General features: G+C 47.3%; 19 protein-coding genes and 1 tRNA gene. 5 read left to right on the forward strand and 15 right to left on the reverse strand.

What is annotated here, in order from left to right; all coding sequences use genetic code 11:
• Positions 1–1,261: DEAD/DEAH box helicase (locus tag QNJ26_14675; GenBank protein ID MDJ0986784.1), on the forward strand; the 1,261-nt coding region annotated here is incomplete at its 5' end.
• A 200-nt stretch (positions 1,262–1,461) separates the two neighbouring features.
• On the opposite strand, the gene QNJ26_14680 is transcribed toward QNJ26_14675, so the two are convergent.
• From QNJ26_14680 to lptC, 14 genes are all read right to left on the reverse strand, one after another.
• Positions 1,462–1,722 carry a hypothetical protein gene (locus QNJ26_14680; protein MDJ0986785.1) on the reverse strand — a complete coding sequence of 87 codons (261 nt, stop codon included), beginning with the start codon at positions 1,720–1,722 and terminating at the stop codon, positions 1,462–1,464.
• 163 nt (positions 1,723–1,885) lie between these two features.
• Positions 1,886–1,972 (reverse strand) — tRNA-Leu (locus tag QNJ26_14685).
• A gap of 33 nt (positions 1,973–2,005) precedes the next feature.
• A complete protein-coding gene (gene secG / locus QNJ26_14690) occupies positions 2,006–2,413 on the reverse strand; it encodes a preprotein translocase subunit SecG (protein MDJ0986786.1) in 408 nt (135 codons plus the stop codon).
• A 183-nt stretch (positions 2,414–2,596) separates the two neighbouring features.
• On the reverse strand, positions 2,597–3,355 hold the full coding sequence (gene tpiA / locus QNJ26_14695) for a triose-phosphate isomerase (GenBank protein ID MDJ0986787.1): 759 nt from the start codon (positions 3,353–3,355) through the stop codon (positions 2,597–2,599).
• Between the two features lie 310 nt (positions 3,356–3,665).
• Complete coding sequence (gap, locus tag QNJ26_14700; protein MDJ0986788.1) at positions 3,666–4,670, reverse strand: type I glyceraldehyde-3-phosphate dehydrogenase; 1,005 nt, start codon at positions 4,668–4,670, stop codon at positions 3,666–3,668.
• On the reverse strand, positions 4,667–5,137 hold the full coding sequence (rimI, locus tag QNJ26_14705; GenBank protein ID MDJ0986789.1) for a ribosomal protein S18-alanine N-acetyltransferase: 471 nt from the start codon (positions 5,135–5,137) through the stop codon (positions 4,667–4,669). Before rimI ends, gap begins: the two co-directional genes overlap by 4 nt.
• A gap of 3 nt (positions 5,138–5,140) precedes the next feature.
• Entirely contained in the window at positions 5,141–5,554 is a 414-nt protein-coding gene (locus QNJ26_14710; protein MDJ0986790.1) for a PTS fructose transporter subunit IIA, read from the reverse strand.
• A 239-nt stretch (positions 5,555–5,793) separates the two neighbouring features.
• Positions 5,794–6,666, reverse strand: coding sequence for an RNase adapter RapZ (rapZ, locus tag QNJ26_14715; GenBank protein ID MDJ0986791.1), 873 nt, complete (start codon positions 6,664–6,666; stop codon positions 5,794–5,796).
• A gap of 127 nt (positions 6,667–6,793) precedes the next feature.
• The gene (locus QNJ26_14720; protein MDJ0986792.1) at positions 6,794–7,252 is read right to left on the reverse strand and encodes a PTS sugar transporter subunit IIA; all 459 of its coding nucleotides are present in this window, start codon (positions 7,250–7,252) and stop codon (positions 6,794–6,796) included.
• A gap of 223 nt (positions 7,253–7,475) precedes the next feature.
• The gene (gene raiA, locus QNJ26_14725; GenBank protein MDJ0986793.1) at positions 7,476–8,009 is read right to left on the reverse strand and encodes a ribosome-associated translation inhibitor RaiA; all 534 of its coding nucleotides are present in this window, start codon (positions 8,007–8,009) and stop codon (positions 7,476–7,478) included.
• A gap of 12 nt (positions 8,010–8,021) precedes the next feature.
• A complete protein-coding gene (gene rpoN, locus QNJ26_14730; GenBank protein MDJ0986794.1) occupies positions 8,022–9,458 on the reverse strand; it encodes an RNA polymerase factor sigma-54 in 1,437 nt (478 codons plus the stop codon).
• A 1-nt stretch (position 9,459) separates the two neighbouring features.
• The gene (gene lptB / locus QNJ26_14735) at positions 9,460–10,182 is read right to left on the reverse strand and encodes an LPS export ABC transporter ATP-binding protein (GenBank protein ID MDJ0986795.1); all 723 of its coding nucleotides are present in this window, start codon (positions 10,180–10,182) and stop codon (positions 9,460–9,462) included.
• Between the two features lie 193 nt (positions 10,183–10,375).
• Positions 10,376–10,942, reverse strand: coding sequence for an LptA/OstA family protein (locus QNJ26_14740; GenBank protein MDJ0986796.1), 567 nt, complete (start codon positions 10,940–10,942; stop codon positions 10,376–10,378).
• Positions 10,923–11,504 (reverse strand): LPS export ABC transporter periplasmic protein LptC, encoded by a 582-nt coding sequence (lptC, locus tag QNJ26_14745; protein ID MDJ0986797.1) that lies wholly within the window; start codon positions 11,502–11,504, stop codon positions 10,923–10,925. Before lptC ends, QNJ26_14740 begins: the two co-directional genes overlap by 20 nt.
• A 217-nt stretch (positions 11,505–11,721) precedes the next feature.
• Here lptC and QNJ26_14750 point away from each other — a divergent pair, with 217 nt between their 5' ends.
• The 4 genes from QNJ26_14750 to alaS all read left to right on the forward strand — a co-directional run bounded on the left by QNJ26_14750 (position 11,722) and on the right by alaS (position 17,733).
• Positions 11,722–13,107, forward strand: a complete 1,386-nt coding sequence (locus tag QNJ26_14750) for a M23 family metallopeptidase (GenBank protein MDJ0986798.1) — start codon at positions 11,722–11,724, stop codon at positions 13,105–13,107.
• A 173-nt stretch (positions 13,108–13,280) separates the two neighbouring features.
• On the forward strand, positions 13,281–13,847 hold the full coding sequence (gene thpR / locus QNJ26_14755) for an RNA 2',3'-cyclic phosphodiesterase (protein MDJ0986799.1): 567 nt from the start codon (positions 13,281–13,283) through the stop codon (positions 13,845–13,847).
• Positions 13,848–14,034: 187 nt separating this feature from the next.
• A complete protein-coding gene (recA, locus tag QNJ26_14760; GenBank protein MDJ0986800.1) occupies positions 14,035–15,084 on the forward strand; it encodes a recombinase RecA in 1,050 nt (349 codons plus the stop codon).
• Positions 15,085–15,105: 21 nt separating this feature from the next.
• Positions 15,106–17,733 (forward strand): alanine--tRNA ligase, encoded by a 2,628-nt coding sequence (gene alaS / locus QNJ26_14765; protein MDJ0986801.1) that lies wholly within the window; start codon positions 15,106–15,108, stop codon positions 17,731–17,733.
• A gap of 232 nt (positions 17,734–17,965) precedes the next feature.
• On the opposite strand, the gene QNJ26_14770 is transcribed toward alaS, so the two are convergent.
• On the reverse strand, positions 17,966–20,233 hold the full coding sequence (locus QNJ26_14770) for a hypothetical protein (protein MDJ0986802.1): 2,268 nt from the start codon (positions 20,231–20,233) through the stop codon (positions 17,966–17,968).
• Positions 20,234–20,337 lie beyond the last annotated feature (104 nt).

Genomic DNA, 20,337 nt, shown 5'->3' on the forward strand with positions numbered 1-20,337 from the left:
TATTGTTCATTGTTGCGAAGATTTCCCAAAACATATTGGTCTGCCGAGGGGGTGTCTTGAAGACACGACTGCTTTGCTCGATTCTTTGGGAATCCGCCCAAAAATAGTTGACGAGAGGTTCGAAGGCGAGCGAGTAAAAGCTGAATTTAAGGGTAGGCTAAGGTCAGAACAGCAAAAAGCAGCTGGTGCTCTTCTGGAGTACGATACCGGTGTGTTGGCAGCATCGACCGCATTTGGGAAAACTGTAGTCGCAGCTTATTTAATTGCAAAGCGATATGTAAACACTTTGATCCTGGTTCATTTAAAAGAGCTTCTGCATCAGTGGATCGCACGATTGAATTCTTTTCTCGATGTCTCTGCGAGTGATATTGGGCAAATCGGCGGCGGAAAACGTAAGCCAACCGGCATAATAGATGTCGCAACAATTCAGAGCTTAGGACGAAAGGGAGTGGTAGATGATATTGTGGCTAAATACGGCTATCTAATTGTGGACGAATGCCATCATATTTCCGCCAGAAGCTTTGAAATCGTTGCCCGACAGTGCAAAGCGAAATACGTTACTGGACTTTCAGCGACAGTTACCAGAAAAGATGGTCACCATCCAATTATTTTTATGAATTGTGGACCGGTTAGGTACAAAGTAGATGATAAGAAACAGGCGTCAGAAAGACCTTTTGCCCATAAAGTTATTGTCAGAGAAACGAGCTTTAGGATGCCTGCTTCATTTGAGGCAGATCGGTATACTGCTATCCACGAAATTTATAGAGCCTTATTACAAAGCGATGAGCGCAATCAAGTCATCGTCTCCGATGTAATGAACGCCATTAAAAAAAATCGTTTCCCAGTTATCCTGACCGAACGTGTTGAGCATCTTGAAACTCTAAAAGGCCTACTTGAAAACAAAATTACAAATCTAATAGTCATGAAAGGTGGAATGGGTAAAAAGCAGCGGCAGAAAGCATTAAACGCACTTAATTCTCTTCCCGATGATGCTGAAAAAGCGGTCCTTGCTACAGGTCGGTACTTAGGGGAAGGATTCGATGACGAAAGGCTTGATACTTTATTTTTGACTCTGCCAATTTCCTGGAGAGGTACTCTAAATCAATATGCCGGTCGATTGCACAGAATCCACGACACCAAAAAAAAAGTGGTGATTTACGATTACGCGGATCTGGAAGTACCGGTCTTGGTAAGGATGTACGATAGGCGACTGAGAGGTTATCGATCAATAGGATATGAAATCGAAGACGATCTCGCTTGATGCGGGTTGCTAATCCGTGTAGGTTGTACGAAAACAAATGCCAGTTTGCATATTTTTGCATATAAAAGAGAAACAGCTCCTGTAACTTACTGAAACCGTTTCTCTTTTTTTAATGGTATGCCGAAGGCCGGACTTGAACCTGCACCAACCCGCTATTGGCGCGGGTTTGCGGTCACTGTGGACGAGTAGTGGACGAATGTTCAATTTTCTGATTTAATTCCTTTTGACTTATCTTCTTCATCAAAAATGATATCTAAAAGATACATTAAGGATTCACCGTTATCACCATCGCCACCTCGTTTCCAACAGAAATAATCGTCGTTCCAAACAAAATCAACGTTCATTATTTTCTCCATCAGAGCTTCGCTTTTAGGATGATGGTCGATTCCATTTTCCCAACGCTTCTCAATGTCATATTCAACACCTTCAACTTTTGGGTATTTTTCTTTTTCTAAAATCATCTCCTTTCTCCGAAATAGTTAACTATTTATGTGGACATAAAGTGGACGTTTTTACCTCACCAAAAAAAATCCTCTAACCACCTGAAATTTTTACCAAATAAAAACAGGCACCCACGTCATTCCTGAACCTTGACGTAAGTACCTGTTTTTGCGTGTAAAACTATGGTGCCGAAGGCCGGACTTGAACCGGCACGGGCGTAGCCCACTACCCCCTCAAGATAGCGTGTCTACCAAGTTCCACCACTTCGGCTCGTGAATCAACGAATGAAGTTTATAGCACAGTTTATTCTGATTGCGCCGGTTTGGCCGGTGCCTCGCTCTGCTGCGGAGCGGTCTGCTCTTGAGCTGCCGGTGCAGACGGGGCCGGAGTCGAACTTTCCTGGGGTGCCGTCTCGCTCGGGGCCGCTGGTGCCGTCTGCTCTACCGGAGCGGGTATTTGGGGCATGATCGAGTCGGCCGTGCGATGGCTGGACATGTATGCCAGTACCAGGGATGTCAGCATAAACACAATGGCCGCTACGGTGGTGGCCTTACTTAAAAAGGTTGAGGCCCCAGTACTGCCAAACAGGGTTTGACTTCCGCCGCCGCCAAAGGCAGCACCCATATCAGCGCCCTTTCCGGTTTGAAGCAACACAATCATAATCAGGGCAATACATACGGCTACATGAACGATGACGAGTATTATTGACATTTTTTTATTTGTCCCTACAAAAAAATCTAACGCTGAATGGCATTAGTGTATATTAACCTAAAATACATATTTTTTAAAGGTTGAGCCCTTTACCCCGTTACCGGTAGATTTATTGCAATCGGATTTTTTTTCCAATTTTAACGGGCTCAACGGGCTTAACCGGCACAACCGGCCAACCAAATATTATTTAAATTTGACAATCTGGCTGAACGATTCGGCGTCAAGACTGGCGCCGCCCACCAGGGCGCCGTCAATGTCCGGCATTTCCATCAGACCGGCAATGTTATCCGGCTTGACACTGCCGCCATACAAAATCCGCATGGATTCAGACAGCCCATTGCCGTAAAGTTTTTCCACCAATGAGCGGATGAACTGATGCACATCCTGGGCCTGGTCATCGGTTGCTGTTTTGCCGGTTCCGATGGCCCAAACCGGTTCATAGGCAATGACCAGCGTATCCAGGTCTTCTGAAACCAACCCTTCTAACCCTTTTTGAACCTGTTTGTCAAGCACGGAAAAGGTTTGTTCGGCCTCACGCTCTTTTTCGGTTTCTCCCACACAAAAGACCGGAATCAGCTCTGCCTCAATAGCCGCCCGTATTTTTTTGTTAACGGTCTGATCAGTCTCAGCGAAATACTGCCTGCGCTCGGAATGGCCGATGATACAATAGGTGCATCCCACAGCTTTTAGCATGGAAGCTGATATTTCGCCGGTATAGGCGCCCTCGGTTTCCCAGAATAGATTTTGTGCACCGAGCGCCACCGGTCCCTTGTAGGTGACAGCACTCACCGCGGCAAGGGCGGTGTAGGTTGGGGCAATCATGATGTCGACATCAGCCACTGAACCCACGCGCAGATCCAGTTCCTGCGCGGTTTCAGCGGCTTCTTTCGGCGTTTTATACATTTTCCAGTTTCCCGCTATCAGCGGTCTTCGTTTCGCCATCTTTAGTTACCTTTCTTTATTCAAACTTTCCGGCTATATCAAATGAAGTTCCATATTTTAGCATTTATCGGATTCAGGTGTCAGGTGTCAGGTTTCAGGGCACATCAGACAGCAGGCAGAACGCCGTTGCTGAGAATAGTAAATGAAACGATTTTAATCTCTGCTTTCTATGAGCCACAGAGGGCAGTCCTATTTTAGGTTGCTTCTGGTAGATTCTCATTGTCTAACAATTTTTTGCTGACACCTGACACCTGAAACCTTTAATAGCAGTTAAACCCCTTGTGTGAATTCTATGTTAGGTTTAAAAATTTTACAAATCGGTGCCTATCATAGCAGCCAGATCCACCATCCGGTGAGAGTAGCCCGCCTCATTATCATACCAGGACAGCACTTTGATCATGTTGCCGACAACATAGGTTGTGGGGGCATCGACGACAGATGAAAACGGGGAGCCGTTGTAATCAACTGAAACCAGCGGCTCTTCGCTGTATCCCAGGATTCCGGCCAAGGATCCTTCTGAAGCGCTTTTAAGGGCCGCATTTACCTCTGATTTTGTCGTATCCGGTTTTTCAACTGCGGCCACGAAATCCACCAGGGAGACATTGGGTGTTGGCACGCGGATGGCCAAACCGTTGAGTTTGCCGTCAAGTTCCGGCATCACCAGGGCGACCGCTTTGGCCGCTCCGGTGGTGGTGGGCACCATTGAAAGGGCAGCAGCCCGCGCACGGCGCAAATCCTTGTGCGGAAAATCCAGCAGTCGTTGATCACCGGTGTAAGCGTGAATGGTCGTCATCAGGCCGGATTTTAAACCAAAATTTTCCAGGATCACTTTTGCCACCGGCGCCAGACAATTGGTCGTGCATGACGCGTTTGAAATGATATGATGCCGGCGCGGATCATATTGATTTGAGTTGACACCCATAACAAGGGTGATATCCGGATCACTGGCGGGCGCGGAAATGATGACTTTACGGGCCCCGGCCGTCAGATGCCCGGACGCGCCTTCACGATCGCGAAACAACCCGGTGCATTCAGCAACGATATCAACACCCAGCTTTTCCCAGCCAATTTTGGAGGGCTCTTTGATGGATCGGATCGCAATGGATTTGTCATCTATCTGCAGGCGGTCATCCTGGGCAGTGACATCCACATCAAACCTGCCGTGAACGGAATCGTATTTTAGCAAATGGCCCATGGTGGCAGCATCTGCCAGATCATTAATGGCAACCACCTGTACTTCAGGATGGTTCCAGACGGCGCGGAGCACGAGGCGTCCGATGCGACCGAACCCATTGATACCCATTTTTACGGTCATGGTGTCACCTTTAAATGTTTTACCATTACCAGCGCATCTTCGCCGGTTTCAGGATAATAATTGGGTCTTGTGCCCAGCGACTGAAAACCTGCTCTGCGATACAGGGCAATCGCGGATGTATTGCTGGGGCGAACCTCAATATAAACTGCGTCAAGCCGTTTCTGTTGGGCAAGTGTAAAACATTGCCGTAGCATGCGGGTGGCCACCCCCTTGGTTTGAAAACTAACAGCGACTGCAATCCGCATGATATGCATTTCGTTCAAGATAACGCGTACAAACACATACGCGATGACATCACTGCTTTTTTGATTTACCTTTTTTCGGACGACATAGCCAAATGCATCTTTATGGACTAATTCAGCTACAAATGATTTTCGCTGCCAGGGCCGCTTAAATGCCGCGCGGTCGATGGTCAGAATGGTATCTAGATCCTGTGGCGTTACCGGATCCAGCTGCCAATCTGGCATATCCTAACTCCGCTTGTTTCCTTTTAATATACCGCTTGCCAGGGAAATACTTTTCTTGCCGAATTTTTCCAGTTTGACCGCCAGTTTGCCCAATTTCATTTTGTCACGGATATTGGCCGCTTGAATTAAAATTGGAAGATTAACACCGGATATCACTTCAATTTTTCCTTCTTCCAGGAAAGAATAACTCAAATTCGATGGGGTCCCGCCGAACATATCCGTTAGAATCAGGACACCATCTTTGGATTTGACCTTTTTGATGCCTTTGGCAATTTTATTCCGCAAGACCTCGGTGCTTTCGGTCAGATCAATTGATACCGACACCAGGGCTTCCGGTTTGCTGCCGATGATAAACTCGGCTGCCTCGATGAGCGCATCTCCTAATTGACTGTGCGTTACGATTACGATTCCGATCATGGTGCTCCTTCAGTAATGCATGGAATAAGCTAAAGATTCAGGCTCACGCAAACCCGCCCGCCTCGCCTTGCGGCCTCGCATGGCGGGCGTGGGTGCAAAGACGCCAAGTTTCTTATCGTTTAGATCACAAATCTTACTGGGCTTAGCTCGCTGTCGCTGCAGCTATAGCGCGGCAAGCAGTTCAGTGTGATGATACAATTTTTTTGCTTTTAGCTCATTCAATTTTAAAAAAGCTCAAACTATGATGTTTGATGAATATCGCGATGAACAATTTCTATTTGATCTTTAGTTTTTCGAATATGATCAAAAAGGGCGCCTGCGATGGTCACCGAGCGGTGGCGGCCGCCGGTGCAACCGACACCTAATGTCAGGTAGGATTTGCCCTCTTTTTCATACATGGGTATCAGATAATCAAGCAATTCCATATATTTATCTAAAAAGGCCTGGGTATCCGGATGGTTTAATACAAATTTTTTAATTTTAGAATGTGTGCCATCCAAAGGTTTTAACTCCGAATCGAAGTATGGGTTGACCAGAAAACGGACATCTACAATCAGGTCAGCATCGTAGGGGATCCCATACTTAAAACCAAAAGAGACCACTTGAATCCGCATCGCTACTTTTGCTCTGCTCTTGCGGACGATTTCCATGATACTGGCTTTGAGTTCATGGACCGTATAATTGGAAGTGTCAATGATTTTATCGGACACAGTCCTTAAATTCCCCAGTTGCTGCTTTTCTGCCCGAATACCTTCCAGCAGGCTTTTGCCTTGCTGTGATAACGGATGTTGTCTGCGGGTAGCACTGTAACGCTGTACCAGGACATCTTCTTCAGCTTCGAGAAAAAGGAATTCAAAGACGTAGCCTTCCTTTTTTAAGGACTCAAAAACAGGACCGTATTCGGAGAGAAATCCCTTTTCCCGCAGATCCATCACAAAGGCGACACCGGCGATTCCGGTATCACTTTCAATGGGTAATTCGAGAAACTTGGGAAGGAGAGCGACCGGCATGTTATCAACGCAGTAAAAGCCGGCATCCTCAAATGCTGCCATGGCCGTGCTTTTACCGGAACCCGATAGGCCGGTTATTATTATAATATTTAGCTGTTTCACATTATAAACTTAGAAGCTGCGCTTCAATCGGAATATTGAAATACTGGAATGGCCAACTCCACCGAAGTAGGTGCTGCTACGGAGGCCGGGTTGGAATTACGGGTTCAGGAAACAAGATCGATGCAGCTTAAAACTCTTCATCCTCTTGCTTGATGATGTCGAATATTTCATCCCGGTCGGCCGCATTCATCAAGCGCTCCTTGAAATGGTCATTTTTCAGAATTCTTGAAATTCGCGCCAAAAGTTTCAAGTGAAGTCCGGTAGAGTCCTCGGGCGTTATCAGGACGAAAAAGATGTGGGTCGGTTCTCCATCGATGGATTCAAAATCAATGCCCTTGCGGCTTAAACCAAACCCCAACACCAGTGACTCCAGATCTTTGATTTTACCATGCGGAATGCCTATCCCACCGCCAATGCCGGTGCTGCCAAGTCGTTCTCTTTCCATGAGGACGCGTACCAGGTCATCAGCGTTCAAACCGGTGCTGCCGGCCAGCGGAACGACCAGCTCTTCAAGAATTCCTTTTTTATTCTGCGATTTAAGGTCATCTAAAATCGCTTCTTTTGACATGACATCAAGGATTTTCATATAGCACTCGCTGTATCTATGGCAAGCAACATACCACTTACATCCGGTCCAGCGGTTTGCACGTTTTACTGCCGGATGAACCGAAAATGGTGTTCTGACAATTAAACCCGCAAGCTTGTTTTTACGCGTTATTGAATAGGATTTATCTAAAAAGAGAATCGGGTAGCGCGTTATACCACCTTTGAGCCAATGCGGCAATCAAAACCCGCTACCCGTTATGAGGTCAGTTGCTTGGTTGAATTAACCCATAATGGCCGTCTTTGCGTCGATACAGGACGTTGACCTGGTCTGAACGCGCATTGGTAAAGACCAAAAAGTTATCATCGAGCAAGTCCAGCTGCAAAGCAGCCTCTTCGACATCCATAGGTTTATATTCGATGTGTTTGATTCGGATGTGGCTTTCCGTTTCATCTTCGGAAGCACTCATTTCATCCTCTAACATTTCTTTGTTTCTAGATTTGGCGTTACTGCGACGCTCTCTTATTTTTTCTTTACTTTTCTTTATTTGTTTCTCCATTTTATCCAAGACCATATCAATGGCCGAGTACATATCAACGGTTTCTTCTTTGCCATTTATTGTTAGGCGATCTCCAATAATATTGATTTCAGCCATATGGCGAAATTTCTCAACCGAAAGCACCACATTGGCTTCGGCTGGATTATCGAGCAAGCGATCAAAACGATCGAGCTTATCCTGAACATATGATTTTAAGGTATCGGAAGAATCGAGGTTTTTAAATGTTACCGAAGTCTGCATACGAAACCCCCCCTAAATTTGTTTGCGTTTGTTGGATGGCAAAACTTTGAGCATTTCACGATATTTGGCTACGGTACGCCGTGCGATGTGAATCTCATGGTCTTGTTTTAAAAGCTGTGAAATTTTATCATCACTGTAGGGCTTTTTGGGATCTTCACTTGCGATAATTTGTCTGATTTTCTCCTGAACACTGGCGGAGGCAATGTCGCCTCCATTTGCCCGCCTGATGGAACTATTAAAAAAGTATTTTAGCTCAAAAATACCCTGCGGCGTGTAAGCGTATTTATTGGTGGTAACACGGCTGATTGTGGATTCGTGCATGCTGATATCCTGGGCCACATCTCTGAGCACCATTGGCTTCAGGTGAGCGATGCCTTTTTCAAAAAACGTTCGTTGAAATTTTAAGATGCTCTCCATAACTTTATAGATCGTTTTCTGACGCTGATGGATGCTCTTAATCAACCAGGCTGCCGACCGAATTTTGTCCTGGATGTAATCTTCGGCCTCACCAGAGATTTTTTTACCGCGACTGATGGTTTTTTTATAGAATGAATTAACGCGTAATTTGGGCATCCCGTCATCATTGAGCATAATCACAAAATCGTCATCCAGCTTATAGACGTAGATGTCCGGATTGATGTATTGAGGTGTTTCCTCGCTAAATTGGCGACCGGGTTTGGGTTCGAAGGCCTTAATAATGTTGACCGTCGAAACCACTTCATCCATGCTTATTTTGAGCGCTTTGCAAATACCTTTATAATTCTTTCTTTCCAGATCTTGCAGGTGGTTGCTGATAATATCGCACACAATGGTATTCTCGAACCCAAAATGCTTGGCCTGGATCAGCAGGCACTCTTTGAGATCCCGCGCGCACACACCAATAGGATCAAATGATTGCATCTGGACAAGGGTGCGTTCAACCGCCTCAACAGTGGTGTTGCACATAATGGCCAATTCCTCGTCAGAGCAGTCTAAAAAGCCGTCTGCGTTCAGATTGCCCACGATTTGACTGGCGATGGCCTCTTCTTCGCGGTTGGGTTTGATCATCAGAAACTGCCATAACAAATGATCGCGCAAGGATTTTTTGGGAGCAATAAAGGCTTCAAAGCGCGGCGTGTCTCTATCTTCACCTTCATAGTTTACACGGCCTGGTGTGTTGTATTCCCCTAAATAGTTGCTCCAATCAATGTCGTCATGGATTTTTTCATCAATGGTGACTTCTTCTGTTTGTGAAGATTCATCGGATGCTTTTTCAGACTGTTCGGGCAGGTTGTCATCTGCGGCACTTTCCTGAATTTCTTCGAGGGCCGGATTTTCTTCCAGTTCCTGACGGATGGTGTCGAGCAGTTCCAGACGTGACAGCTGCAGCAGTTTGATGGCCATCTGCAGCTGAGGTGTCATGATCAGCTGCTGGGTTAATTTGAGTTGTTGTCGTAATTCAAGTGCCATTTTATAATTTAAACTCGTCTCCCAAGTATACGCGGCATGCGGCTTCACTGTTTGCAATTTTCTGGGGGTCGCCGGATTCGATGACCTGCCCGTCGCATAGTATGTAAGCCCTGTCGCAGACACCCAGTGTTTCTCTGACATTATGGTCGGAGATGAGGATGCCGATACCGCGTCGTTTTAAGTGCTCGATAATACTCTTTATATCTTTGACTGCCAGGGGATCCACACCGGCAAATGGTTCGTCCAGAAGTATGAATGAAGGATTTATTGCAAGCGATCGCGTTATTTCGAGCCGCCTTTTCTCGCCACCTGACAGCAGGCTAGCCCTTTGATCGCTCAGATGTTTGATGCCCAACTCTTCAAGAAGCATATCAGCCCGTTCAGCCCGCTCAGAATTAGAAATGGGTAGAATTTCAAGAATCGCCATTACATTTTGCTTTACAGACAGCTTTCTGAAGATAGATGTTTCTTGAGGAAGATACCCGACACCCTTGCGTGATCGGATATGCATAGGGTAATCAGTTATATCTTCATCGTCAAGCAACACATTACCACCATCCGGTTTGACCAAACCCACGGTCATATAAAAAGTAGTGGTCTTGCCCGCTCCATTGGGACCTAGCAGGCCGACAACATCGCCGCTACCAATATCCATGCTGACGGAATTAACCACCTGACGCCCGCCATAGGTCTTAACCAGATTTTGAAGATACAATGTTGTCATTTTATTTGATACAAGCCCTGCATGCAGCCTTATCGCCACGAAACCTTTGTGTCAATACGCTGCCCGCGGCGCTGGATCAATTCAACTATCCCATTTTAGATGAGTTGCACGAAAATTGCAAGCATTACCACCGGTCCGAATAGTGCTGTTTTTGCGACGATTTGATTTTTGCTGGTTTTCGTTTTGTTTAGAATTATTTAGGATAAAATATTGCTTTGACCCTCTGTTCTCCCTTGCTTTCAACCTTTAGCGTGCCGTCGGAGCGCTGCAGCGTGATTTTCGATCCGGTAATGGTCTGACCGCCGCGGGTTAAACGTGATGGCTGTCCGAATAAAACGAGAACCTTTGATTTTATTGTATATTCCGCTGAATCTGCCTCTGCAGTCATATCTTCATAAACAATTTTAACACGCCCGCTGGCCAGCATTTTGCGAATGGCTGTGGTTTTGGTGGTGCTGTCTTTGTGGCCAACAGCATCCTGCTCATAGACGATCTTGAGGCGCTCTGAAGTGACCATCGCCCCAGCCTGCAGCGCTTTAACGTTTCCGATAAAATCTATTTCAGCCGCTTCAATTTTCGCAATCAGCTTATCAGCGGTAATTCGAATGCTTTTTGCTGCTGAATGTTGGACTCCTTGATCGGTGTTTTGGCTGGCCGCCGGGATTGTTGGTATCAGGATAACTGCGGCCACGATGGCCAATATCGGCAAGGCGTTCATCGAGCGGATTTTTGGACCGAAGCTAAAGCGCAAAATCTTCATCAATTTGAGTGGCAACCCGTCCTTCCAGCGTAAGTTTTTTGGTGTCAATGTCAAAGCGTAATGATTCGGCAGCCAATTTGGCCGATGCGCCGGAAATCGTTACCGGGGTTTTCGAATACAGCAGGCGTTGGTTGTGGTCATAGCTTAATTTTTCAGTCAACAGCTTGTATTCCTTGTTGTCCAACACGACGTTGCCGGTAACTTCAATGTTGCTTGAGTCGGTTTCAAGTATACCTTGATCGGCTAACAGAAGTATTTCACTCTTATCTTTGAGGAAAAAGGTAACTTTTACATCCTTGAGTATTAATTGCCGGGTTTTATCGATAAAGTGGCCTGAGCTTGCTTCCAGGCTCCATTCTTTTTTTCCGTCACGTGTTGCCGTCTGGTGTATCTTATTTACCGACAAGGTTGCTTCGGGCTCAGCGGATTCTGCTACCGGCTCCATGACGTAAGGATCTGACTGAGAGATGATATAAATGGCAATAACCGTGCCCAGGATAATCACAATGGTGGCGGCTAGTATAATCTTAATAAGTGTGGGCTTTTTATATACGGATGCCATGAGTTAACCAAACAGCCGGGTATTGGCGCGCTGCGCAATGCGCCCTGTGCACAATTGCCATCTTAACGGCCTGAAAATACCTGTAATCAAAAAAGATGGAGCCAAAATTATCTTGCACACCGACAAAAGTCAAGAAACGAAAAGAGGCCTTGATTCTACATGGTCGACCTGTTATTAAGACTAGTTCCTCTATCGTATCATAATGGAGTGTAACCTTTTGAAAGAAAAAACGAAAAACAAAAAACGCGGTATTCTGATCATTGCCGGCCTCATCATTTTGTTGCCGGTTATCTGGTTTGTGCTGGTTCTGTACGAAGGTCAACCCCCCGAAGTTGTTTTTGAGCTTGTCTCACCCTACATCGGTAAGTCTCAGGATTTTTCCATATCCGTTGCCGATTCTAAAAGCGGTTTGAGGAAAGTTTGGCTCGCCATGATTAAAGACGGCAAAGAGGTGGTTCTGGTTGACACTAAGTTTCCCTCTGCCGGAATTCTGAGCGGCGGAACGCTGAAAACCAAAACGTTGCGCGTTCCTTTTGAGCCAGCAAAACATCAATTATCCGACGGCAAAGCCATCCTGCGTTTGGCGGTATGGGATTATTCGTGGCGGGGATGGTGGAAAGGCAACCGGGTCTATACTGAAAAGAACTTGATCATTGATACGCAGCCGCCGGAAATTGAAGTCCTCAGCACAGTCCATAATTTGACCCAGGGGGGCTCCGGACTTGTGATTTTCCGCACTTCGGAAGATTCTATTCGAAGCGGTGTTCAAGTGGGGGACAATTTTTTCCCTGCGCATGCCGGTTATTATACAGATGACCGCATTCAAATGGCTTTTATTGGATTGGGCTATCAGCAGGGCCCGGAGACGCGCATCTTTGTCAAAGCCTTTGATGAGGCCGGCAATAGCGCCGAGGCCGGAATAAACACCTATATTCGCAAAAAAAAATTTAAAAAAGACAACATCCGCATCTCGGATCGTTTTCTAAACCGTAAAATGCCCGAATTCAAGACCGGCGCAGCCCTGTCACCCACCGGCTCGCCGGTGGACAAATTTATCCAAATTAATCGTGAATTGCGCCAGGCCAACTACAAGCAACTTACCGAATTGGTGCAAACGACTGCTGCGGTCAAGCACTGGCAAGGGGCGTTTAAACGCATGGCCGGATCAGCAAATCAAGCGGGGTTTGCCGACCATCGTGTCTATACGTACAATGGTAAAACGATTGACCGTCAGGTTCACCTGGGAATCGATTTGGCTTCGGTATCGCATGCACCGGTTCCGGCGGCCAATAGCGGCGTAGTCATATTTAGCGGTGATCTGGGTATTTACGGTAAAACCGTACTGATCGATCACGGCTTCGGTCTATTTAGTATGTATGCCCACCTGAATGCCAGCGATGTGCGCAAAGAGCAGCGGGTGTCCAAGGGCGATACGCTTGGCCGCACAGGCAGCACCGGGTTAGCCGGAGGAGATCATCTGCATTTCAGTATATTGGTCCACAACATATTTGTTAATCCGATCGAATGGTGGGATGGGGCCTGGATAAAAAACAATGTGATGTCCAAGATCGAGGCTGTGCCGTCGATTCCCAAAAAGCCATAATCAGCTTGGGATCGGGATTAAAAGAGCCTCACGCAAACCCGCCCGCCTCGCCTTGCGGCTTCGCATGGCGGGCGTGGGACGCAAAGGCGCAAAGAAAAAAGATTATTTTATAGCGATATTTATTTTGCAAAATTGTTGATCTTTAAATCCAGCGTTCGATATTCATTTTTGATATGCCTGAAACGTTTCGTGCATTTGTTGCGATTGATTTGCCTGAAAGCGTTCGTTCCACCCTGAGAACGGTTCAGCAAGAGCTTAAATCAGGCAAATTTCGCATTAAATGGGTACGGCCGGAAAGCATTCACCTAACACTGAAATTTTTGGGTGATATCGATGTGGCTCGGATCGATGCCATTGCTGACGCAATGACATTGGCGGTAAAGAATAGCACGCGTCTGGTTTTGGCGCCGCGCGGTTTGGGTGTGTTTCCAAATGCGCGACGACCGCGGGTTATTTGGGTTGGTCTTGGGGGACAACTGGATCTACTCAAGAACCTGCAGCAAGCGCTTGAGGCGCAATTGGCCGAATTGGGTTTGCCAAAGGAATCGCGCCCGTTTAAAGGTCATTTGACGCTGGGCCGTGTTAAAGGAAAAATTGCTGTCGCACGCTTGCAGGCAGCGCTGGCTGACTGCGAAAATTTTGAATTCGATAGTTTTGAGGTCAACCAGATCATTCTGTTCAAAAGCCAGTTGCAGTCGAGCGGAGCAGTCTATACGAAGGTCAAGCAGGTCAACTTTTAGCAATATGTGGCCAATCATTTATGCCACCAAGCCCCACATACCCATAGATCCATATAGACGGTTTTCGTTTTTTGTTCGGGTGCCTCAGTGGCAATATGATCCGGCTTGGCCGGGTTAAATATTTAGCGACATATTTTAAACCAATTGTAATTGATTGCAATTTGCATCAAGCCAGGAGGAAAGCTTTATGACGATTTCACCGGATAAGGAAAAAGCATTGGAAACAGCCATGTCCCAGGTTGAGCGGCAGTTTGGCAAGGGATCAATCATGAAACTGGGGAGCCGTCCGGTTATAGACGTGCCGGTTATCTCGACCAGTTCACTTGCCCTGGATAAAGCCCTGGGAATCGGCGGCTTGCCCCGGGGAAGGGTGATTGAAATTTATGGACCCGAAGCCTCCGGCAAAACCACTTTGGCGTTGCACGCCGTCGCAGAGGCGCAGAAAAACGACGGCATTGCCGCTTTTATCGACGCCGAACATGCGCTTGACACGGTCTATGCTAAAAAACTCGGCGTCAACTGCGATGATCTTCTTGTGGCCCAGCCGGATACTGGTGAGCAGGCACTTGAAATAGCCGATATGCTGGTCAGAAGCGGCGCCATCGATATCGTCGTGATTGACTCTGTGGCCGCTCTGGTGCCGCGCGCTGAAATCGAGGGCGAAATGGGCGACTCCCATATGGGGTTGCAGGCTCGGTTGATGTCGCAGGCAATGCGCAAGTTGACGGGGACGATCAGCAAAACCATGACATCCATTATTTTTATTAACCAGATTCGGATGAAAATAGGCGTGATGTTTGGCAATCCAGAGACCACAACCGGCGGCAACGCCCTCAAATTCTATTCCTCTGTTCGGCTGGACATTCGGCGAATTGGAGCGATCAAGGACGGACAGGAAGTGATCGGGAACCGCACGCGGGTTCGAGTGGTTAAAAATAAGATGGCGCCGCCATTTACGGATGCCGAATTTGATATTGTATACGGGGAGGGCATATCAAAATACGGTGATTTGATTGACGTCGGGGTTGAAGCCGGCATCATCGAAAAAAGCGGCTCCTGGTACTCGCATGGCGGTGAACGTATCGGGCAGGGCCGGGAAAACGTTAAACGATTTTTAAAGGAAAACCCTGATTTATTCGAGAGCATGTATTCCAAAGCCAGAGAAACGCTGGAGCTCTCAGAAGCTGAAAGTGGCGAAAAGCCAGAGGAAGAAACAAAGAAAGTCAAAAATAAGTAAAGACCACCATCGGAGATATCCATGACCGGCAACGAAATACGCGCTCAATTTTTAAGCTATTTTGAAAAGCACCATCATCGAATTGTACGCAGTTCTTCATTGGTGCCCCAGGATGATCCCACCCTGCTGTTTATCAACGCAGGGATGGTGCAATTTAAACGTGTTTTTCTGGGCGAAGACAAAAGAGATTATGTACGGGCAACCACGTCTCAAAAATGCGTTCGCGCTGGCGGAAAGCATAATGATCTGGAAAATGTCGGGTATACCGCCCGACATCACACCTTTTTTGAGATGCTGGGCAATTTTTCTTTTGGAGACTATTTTAAAGAAGGCGCCATTGACTTTGCTTGGGATCTGTTAACCAATGGCTATGGCCTGCCGGCCGATAAGCTTTATGGCTCCATTTATCTGGATGATGATGAGGCTTACGAGCTGTGGCGCAAAAACATCGGTCTGCCGGATGAACGAATTGTCAGATTTGGGGAAGAAGACAATTTTTGGTCAATGGGCGATACCGGTCCCTGCGGCCCCTGTTCTGAGATTTTGCTGGACCGCGGTGAGCAATACGGCTGCGACAAACCCGATTGTGCGGTGGGCTGTGAGTGCGATCGCTATCTTGAGATCTGGAATCTGGTGTTTATGCAATTTAATCGGGATGCGTCCGGCAAAATGACCCCGCTGCCCAAGCCCAGCATCGACACGGGAATGGGGCTTGAGCGGATCGTTTCGATTATCCAGGATGTGCCCACTAATTTTGACACCGACCTGATTCGACCCATTATTGCAGAAGCCGAACGTCTGTCTGAAAAACCATTCGGCGAATCCCGCGAAACGGATGTGGCCATGAAAGTTATCGCAGATCACAGCCGGGCGGCGGCCTTTCTGATCGGCGACGGTATTATGCCGGCCAATGAAGGACGCGGGTATGTGCTGCGACGTATTTTGCGCCGAGCCATTCGCTATGGTCGCAACATCGGTCTGAAACGACCGTTTTTGCATAAAACGGCTGGGGTGGTATTTGATGTAATGAAACCGGCCTATCCAGAGCTGGCCGACGCAGCGGCTTTTATCACCAATATTATTGAAAATGAAGAGGTTCGGTTTTTAGAAACCTTGGACACCGGTTTGAGACTGTTAAACGACACCCTTTCGGAGATCAAGGCCAAAGGCAACACTCAGGTGCCCGGTGATGTTATTTTTAAACTCTATGACACGTATGGCTTTCCGGTCGATATTGTGCGCGATGTGGTTCGCGATGAGAACATGAGCTTGGATATGGATGGGTTTGACAGCTTCATGGACGAGCAACGCGCGCGATCCCGTTCGGTCGCGACTTTTACCTCCCTCGGTGAAGCTTATAAAAATCTATCGGCCAAAGGGTTCAAACCGCAATTCCACGGTTACGATACACTTAATGCCGAATCCAAGGTCAAACTGTTGGTGCAAGACGGCCAGGATAAAAATGAAGCTGCTGCCGGCCAGGAAATTGAGTTGGTTAGTGAGGAAACGCCCTTTTACGCAGAGGCCGGCGGTCAGGTTGGCGATACCGGCACGATCAGCGCCAAAAATTTTGAAATGTCAGTGACCGATACGGTCAAGGATCCCGCCGGAATCGTGATTCACAGGGGTAAGGTGCTATCCGGAAAAATAAAAACCGGCCAAAAAATTACCTTGCAGGTTGATGGGGCCAAACGCGCGGCAACCGCTTTGAACCACACGGCCACTCACATTCTGCATGCCGTTTTGCGCGAGGTTCTCGGTGAGCATGTCAAGCAGGCCGGTTCGCTGGTGGCACCGGATCGATTGCGATTTGATTTTACCCACTTTTCCCTGGTGGATCGCACCACCCTGGCTCAAATCGAAACGCTTGTGAATCGTCGTATCCGCGAAAATGTCCCCACGCATACCGATGAAATGGAAGCTGAAGACGCTTTCAAATCCGGCGCCACCGCACTTTTTGAAGAAAAGTACGGCGATCGTGTGCGGGTGGTCTCTTTGTCAGATTTCAGCAAAGAACTTTGCGGTGGTACCCATACTACCAAAACCGGCGATATCGGACTTTTTAAAATTGTCAGCGAATCCAGCATCGCCTCTGGGGTCAGGCGCATCGAAGCGCTCACCGGAGACGGCGCGCTTGAATACGTCCAAAAGACATCCGAGCTGTTGGAAGATAGCGCGCAGCTGGTCAAAGAAAAACCAGATGCCCTGCCATCAAAACTCAAAAAGTTCCTGGCGGACCAAAAAGCGCTTGAAAAAGAGGTTGACCGGCTCAAAGCCCAAATCGCGTCTGACTCTGCTGATGTTGGCGGCGGGGCCGTTCAAAAGATCAACGATACAAATGTTTTAATTCAGCAGGTGTCTGCGGAAAATCCGGCTGCGCTCAGGGATTTAACTGACCGGCTCAAAGACAAGATTAAATCCGGTATTGTGGTGATGGGAAGCGCTAATGGTCCCAAAGCCTTTCTGATTGTGGGGGTCACGAAAGACCTTACCGATCGGTTTCATGCCGGTAACATAATCAAGCAAATTGCACCGATTGTGGGGGGTGGCGGTGGCGGGCGTCCGGATCTGGCGCAGGCGGGCGGCACGCAACCCGCAAAACTGGATCAGGCGCTTAAGGAAGCCCACAATATCATTTCAAAAAGTTAGAAGCTATCTTAATAATGCATCCAATCCGCCGGAGGCGGACCCTTGGACGTGATCTACTATTTTAAGATAGCTTCTAAATTAAGCTGAATTTATTCTTTGACAGCATGCATGGACTGAAAGGCTCGCATAGTATTATTATGCAGACCTAAAAAACTCTTGGCGTCTTTGCGGCCCACGCCCGCCATGCGAGCAAGGCGAGGCGGGCGGGTTTGCGTGAGGCCATTCATTTAATTTATTTACTTTTAACCGGACCCGCTTCTACACTATCCTTTAACTCGTCGATCAGATTCATAACATGCCTCACGAGTGCATGATAGCGCAGATCATCGTGTAACGCCCTGAACTGATCCTGTCGTATTTTGACCTCAGCCAGCAGCGGAAAATCCGATTGGTCTGCCAAACGCGCAAAGCCCCGAATGATAACGGCCAGGTGCAGCAGCAGCGGCTCTAAATGACGGGTGCTTTCTTTCAGGTGATAAATTTGTGAGGCCGGATTGCCGTATACGTTAAGGGCGTTGCGCAGAACCTCGTATGGGATTTTACCGCCGACTAGCGCCAAAAAAATATGGATCTCTCTTTCCAACGCAATCAAAAAGCGAGCGGGCAAAAGCGGCCCGGTGGCAAGATCAGGTGCCAGCGTCTCTATTAATTTTTTGCGAACGGAGATCATTTTTTCTAAGACCGCTTGTTGTTCCGCATCAATTTTCCAGACGCCATAATTAACCGCGTTCGCATCCAACCCCCCTTTGACCCGCAGCACTTCTTCCGGTGTCATTTCAATGTCCATGTCGCTATCTTTGATATAACTGCGCAGAAACTGGTTGACGAGCATGATGGCATTTCGATCTGCGTATACCACATTGGCGGGATCCTGGATAAAATGTGCCAGAAGCAATTTGATGGCCTGAATCGGTTGCCGGGTTTCTCTGATCAACAGCTGGATAGAATAAAGCAGGGGCAGACGATTGCTGCGCCGCGAGGTTTCTTTTAAAAACTCCCACAGAATTTCAAATACCTTTTTTTTGTATACGGCAAACTTTGGCACTTTGTTCTCAAAAGCGGCTCTCAGAAAGTTACCTTGGCTATCAAAGCAGCTTTTGAACAAACGGATTATGTCAGCAGTATCCTTTGGCGAGATGCTAAAATCCGAAGCGATCTTCGCAAAATCGGATTCGATATAGTCTTTTTCCGGGGCGAGTCGGATTCTGCTTTGTCTGCGTGCACCAGAGCCCCTTTTGGATTCATCGATGATTTTTAAAAGACCTTTATCGATCCGGCTAACGGTTTTTTCTGCCCCTTCAGACCAGAATTTTAATTCCTCTTTTTTAACGACAAAATCTTCCAGGATCTCGTCGGGAACCTGATCCATTCTGGCTTGAATTCTTCTCAATACCTCTGAGGTTACATTATGATTGCTCGGGGTATTTTGCATACTGTTTAGCAAATCGGTGACCAGAGTGAGCCGTCGGCCCAGCCCCTGAGAATTGATTCGCCTGTAATCCATGCCGTAGATGCTTTGCATCATCTGCGATGCGGTTTGGGGTGATTTGCCGAATTTTCCCTTCACAAAACGGGCAACGCCATCTTTCAAGGCAGATGGGTCGGCTTTTGATTGAGCAGGTTTTTTTTGGTGGTGGCCGTCGCTGGCCGCTTCATTGATCTTCGCTTGCGGCCAAAAGACCAGATCGACGTGAACCTCAAGCGGCGGCCGCGTCAAACGTTGCCGCAGGCTTTTAATTTTGAAAATAGATTCAAAGATGGTTATCGGTGTCTGTGATGATCCGGTTTTGGCAATTGCCTGATCACACAGTTTGGTCATCGCATTTTGATCTAAATCGTTAACAGCCGCCAGCATGGTTAGGTTGGGATCCGGCAGATGATGTTCATTGCATACGGGTAAGACAGAATAGGGATTATTGCTTTGCGTGATGACAATAGCTGATTTCTGTTCAACGGCGGTTTTGAATCCACAGATTGCCTCAAGCGATACGTGCAGTGCTGCCATTGCTTCGGGAGATTCACCCGGAAGTTTTACCGTCAGTTTTTTGAAACCCTGATCCGCCAAGGTTTGAAAAGACGTCTTCAGACGCCCCTCCAAATGCTTAAGACGGATTCCCATGCGGCTTATTAAGGATACCACCGTAGCTCTATCGACGATAATTTGACCAAATTGAATCATGTAACTCGCTGTTTTGGCCAATCCGAGACCGCCGTTGCCTCGGTGGCTAATATATACAAAACCATCATGAATGGTCATTTGGTCGAGTTCATCCAGGATTCGGCTCAATTGCCTGAAGGTATCCTTATACCCTTTCGCATCTTTGCCCGTAGAGTTGATTTCAAAAGCGGTATGGATCAAATAGATCAGTTCCACCAGCAGAATCCGCCAGCGATCCAGTTTGCCATCTTCATGTTTTGGTTTTGGGGTTGATTTCAGCTCCGGTGGTCGGTTGCCAATCGTTCGCAGCTCTTGCAGCAGTTTTTGGGCAGATTTATCCATTGGCATTCATAAGGTGGCAGTATGTGTTTTCTTTTTAATTTTGGTTACTTATATAAGCATAGGGTAATATCGACCAGCTGTCAATCCTGATGAATACCAGAGAG

Source organism: Desulfobacterales bacterium, from assembly GCA_030066985.1.
In the GTDB taxonomy this organism is placed as follows: Bacteria; Desulfobacterota; Desulfobacteria; order Desulfobacterales; family JAHEIW01; genus JAHEIW01.

Excerpts from the sequence above, each read along its gene's own strand:
- thpR (MDJ0986799.1), top strand. The coding sequence starts at position 13,281 with ATGCCTGAAACGTTTCGTGCATTTGTTGCGATTGATTTGCCTGAAAGC.
- QNJ26_14720 (MDJ0986792.1), bottom strand. The coding sequence starts at position 7,252 with ATGAAAATCCTTGATGTCATGTCAAAAGAAGCGATTTTAGATGACCTT.
- tpiA (MDJ0986787.1), bottom strand. The coding sequence starts at position 3,355 with ATGGCGAAACGAAGACCGCTGATAGCGGGAAACTGGAAAATGTATAAA.
- alaS (MDJ0986801.1), top strand. The coding sequence starts at position 15,106 with ATGACCGGCAACGAAATACGCGCTCAATTTTTAAGCTATTTTGAAAAG.
- recA (MDJ0986800.1), top strand. The coding sequence starts at position 14,035 with ATGACGATTTCACCGGATAAGGAAAAAGCATTGGAAACAGCCATGTCC.
- QNJ26_14680 (MDJ0986785.1), bottom strand. The coding sequence starts at position 1,722 with ATGATTTTAGAAAAAGAAAAATACCCAAAAGTTGAAGGTGTTGAATAT.
- lptC (MDJ0986797.1), bottom strand. The coding sequence starts at position 11,504 with ATGGCATCCGTATATAAAAAGCCCACACTTATTAAGATTATACTAGCC.
- QNJ26_14770 (MDJ0986802.1), bottom strand. The coding sequence starts at position 20,233 with ATGGATAAATCTGCCCAAAAACTGCTGCAAGAGCTGCGAACGATTGGC.
- QNJ26_14710 (MDJ0986790.1), bottom strand. The coding sequence starts at position 5,554 with ATGATCGGAATCGTAATCGTAACGCACAGTCAATTAGGAGATGCGCTC.
- lptB (MDJ0986795.1), bottom strand. The coding sequence starts at position 10,182 with ATGACAACATTGTATCTTCAAAATCTGGTTAAGACCTATGGCGGGCGT.
- secG (MDJ0986786.1), bottom strand. The coding sequence starts at position 2,413 with ATGTCAATAATACTCGTCATCGTTCATGTAGCCGTATGTATTGCCCTG.
- rimI (MDJ0986789.1), bottom strand. The coding sequence starts at position 5,137 with ATGCCAGATTGGCAGCTGGATCCGGTAACGCCACAGGATCTAGATACC.
- rpoN (MDJ0986794.1), bottom strand. The coding sequence starts at position 9,458 with ATGGCACTTGAATTACGACAACAACTCAAATTAACCCAGCAGCTGATC.
- gap (MDJ0986788.1), bottom strand. The coding sequence starts at position 4,670 with ATGACCGTAAAAATGGGTATCAATGGGTTCGGTCGCATCGGACGCCTC.
- QNJ26_14740 (MDJ0986796.1), bottom strand. The coding sequence starts at position 10,942 with ATGAAGATTTTGCGCTTTAGCTTCGGTCCAAAAATCCGCTCGATGAAC.
- raiA (MDJ0986793.1), bottom strand. The coding sequence starts at position 8,009 with ATGCAGACTTCGGTAACATTTAAAAACCTCGATTCTTCCGATACCTTA.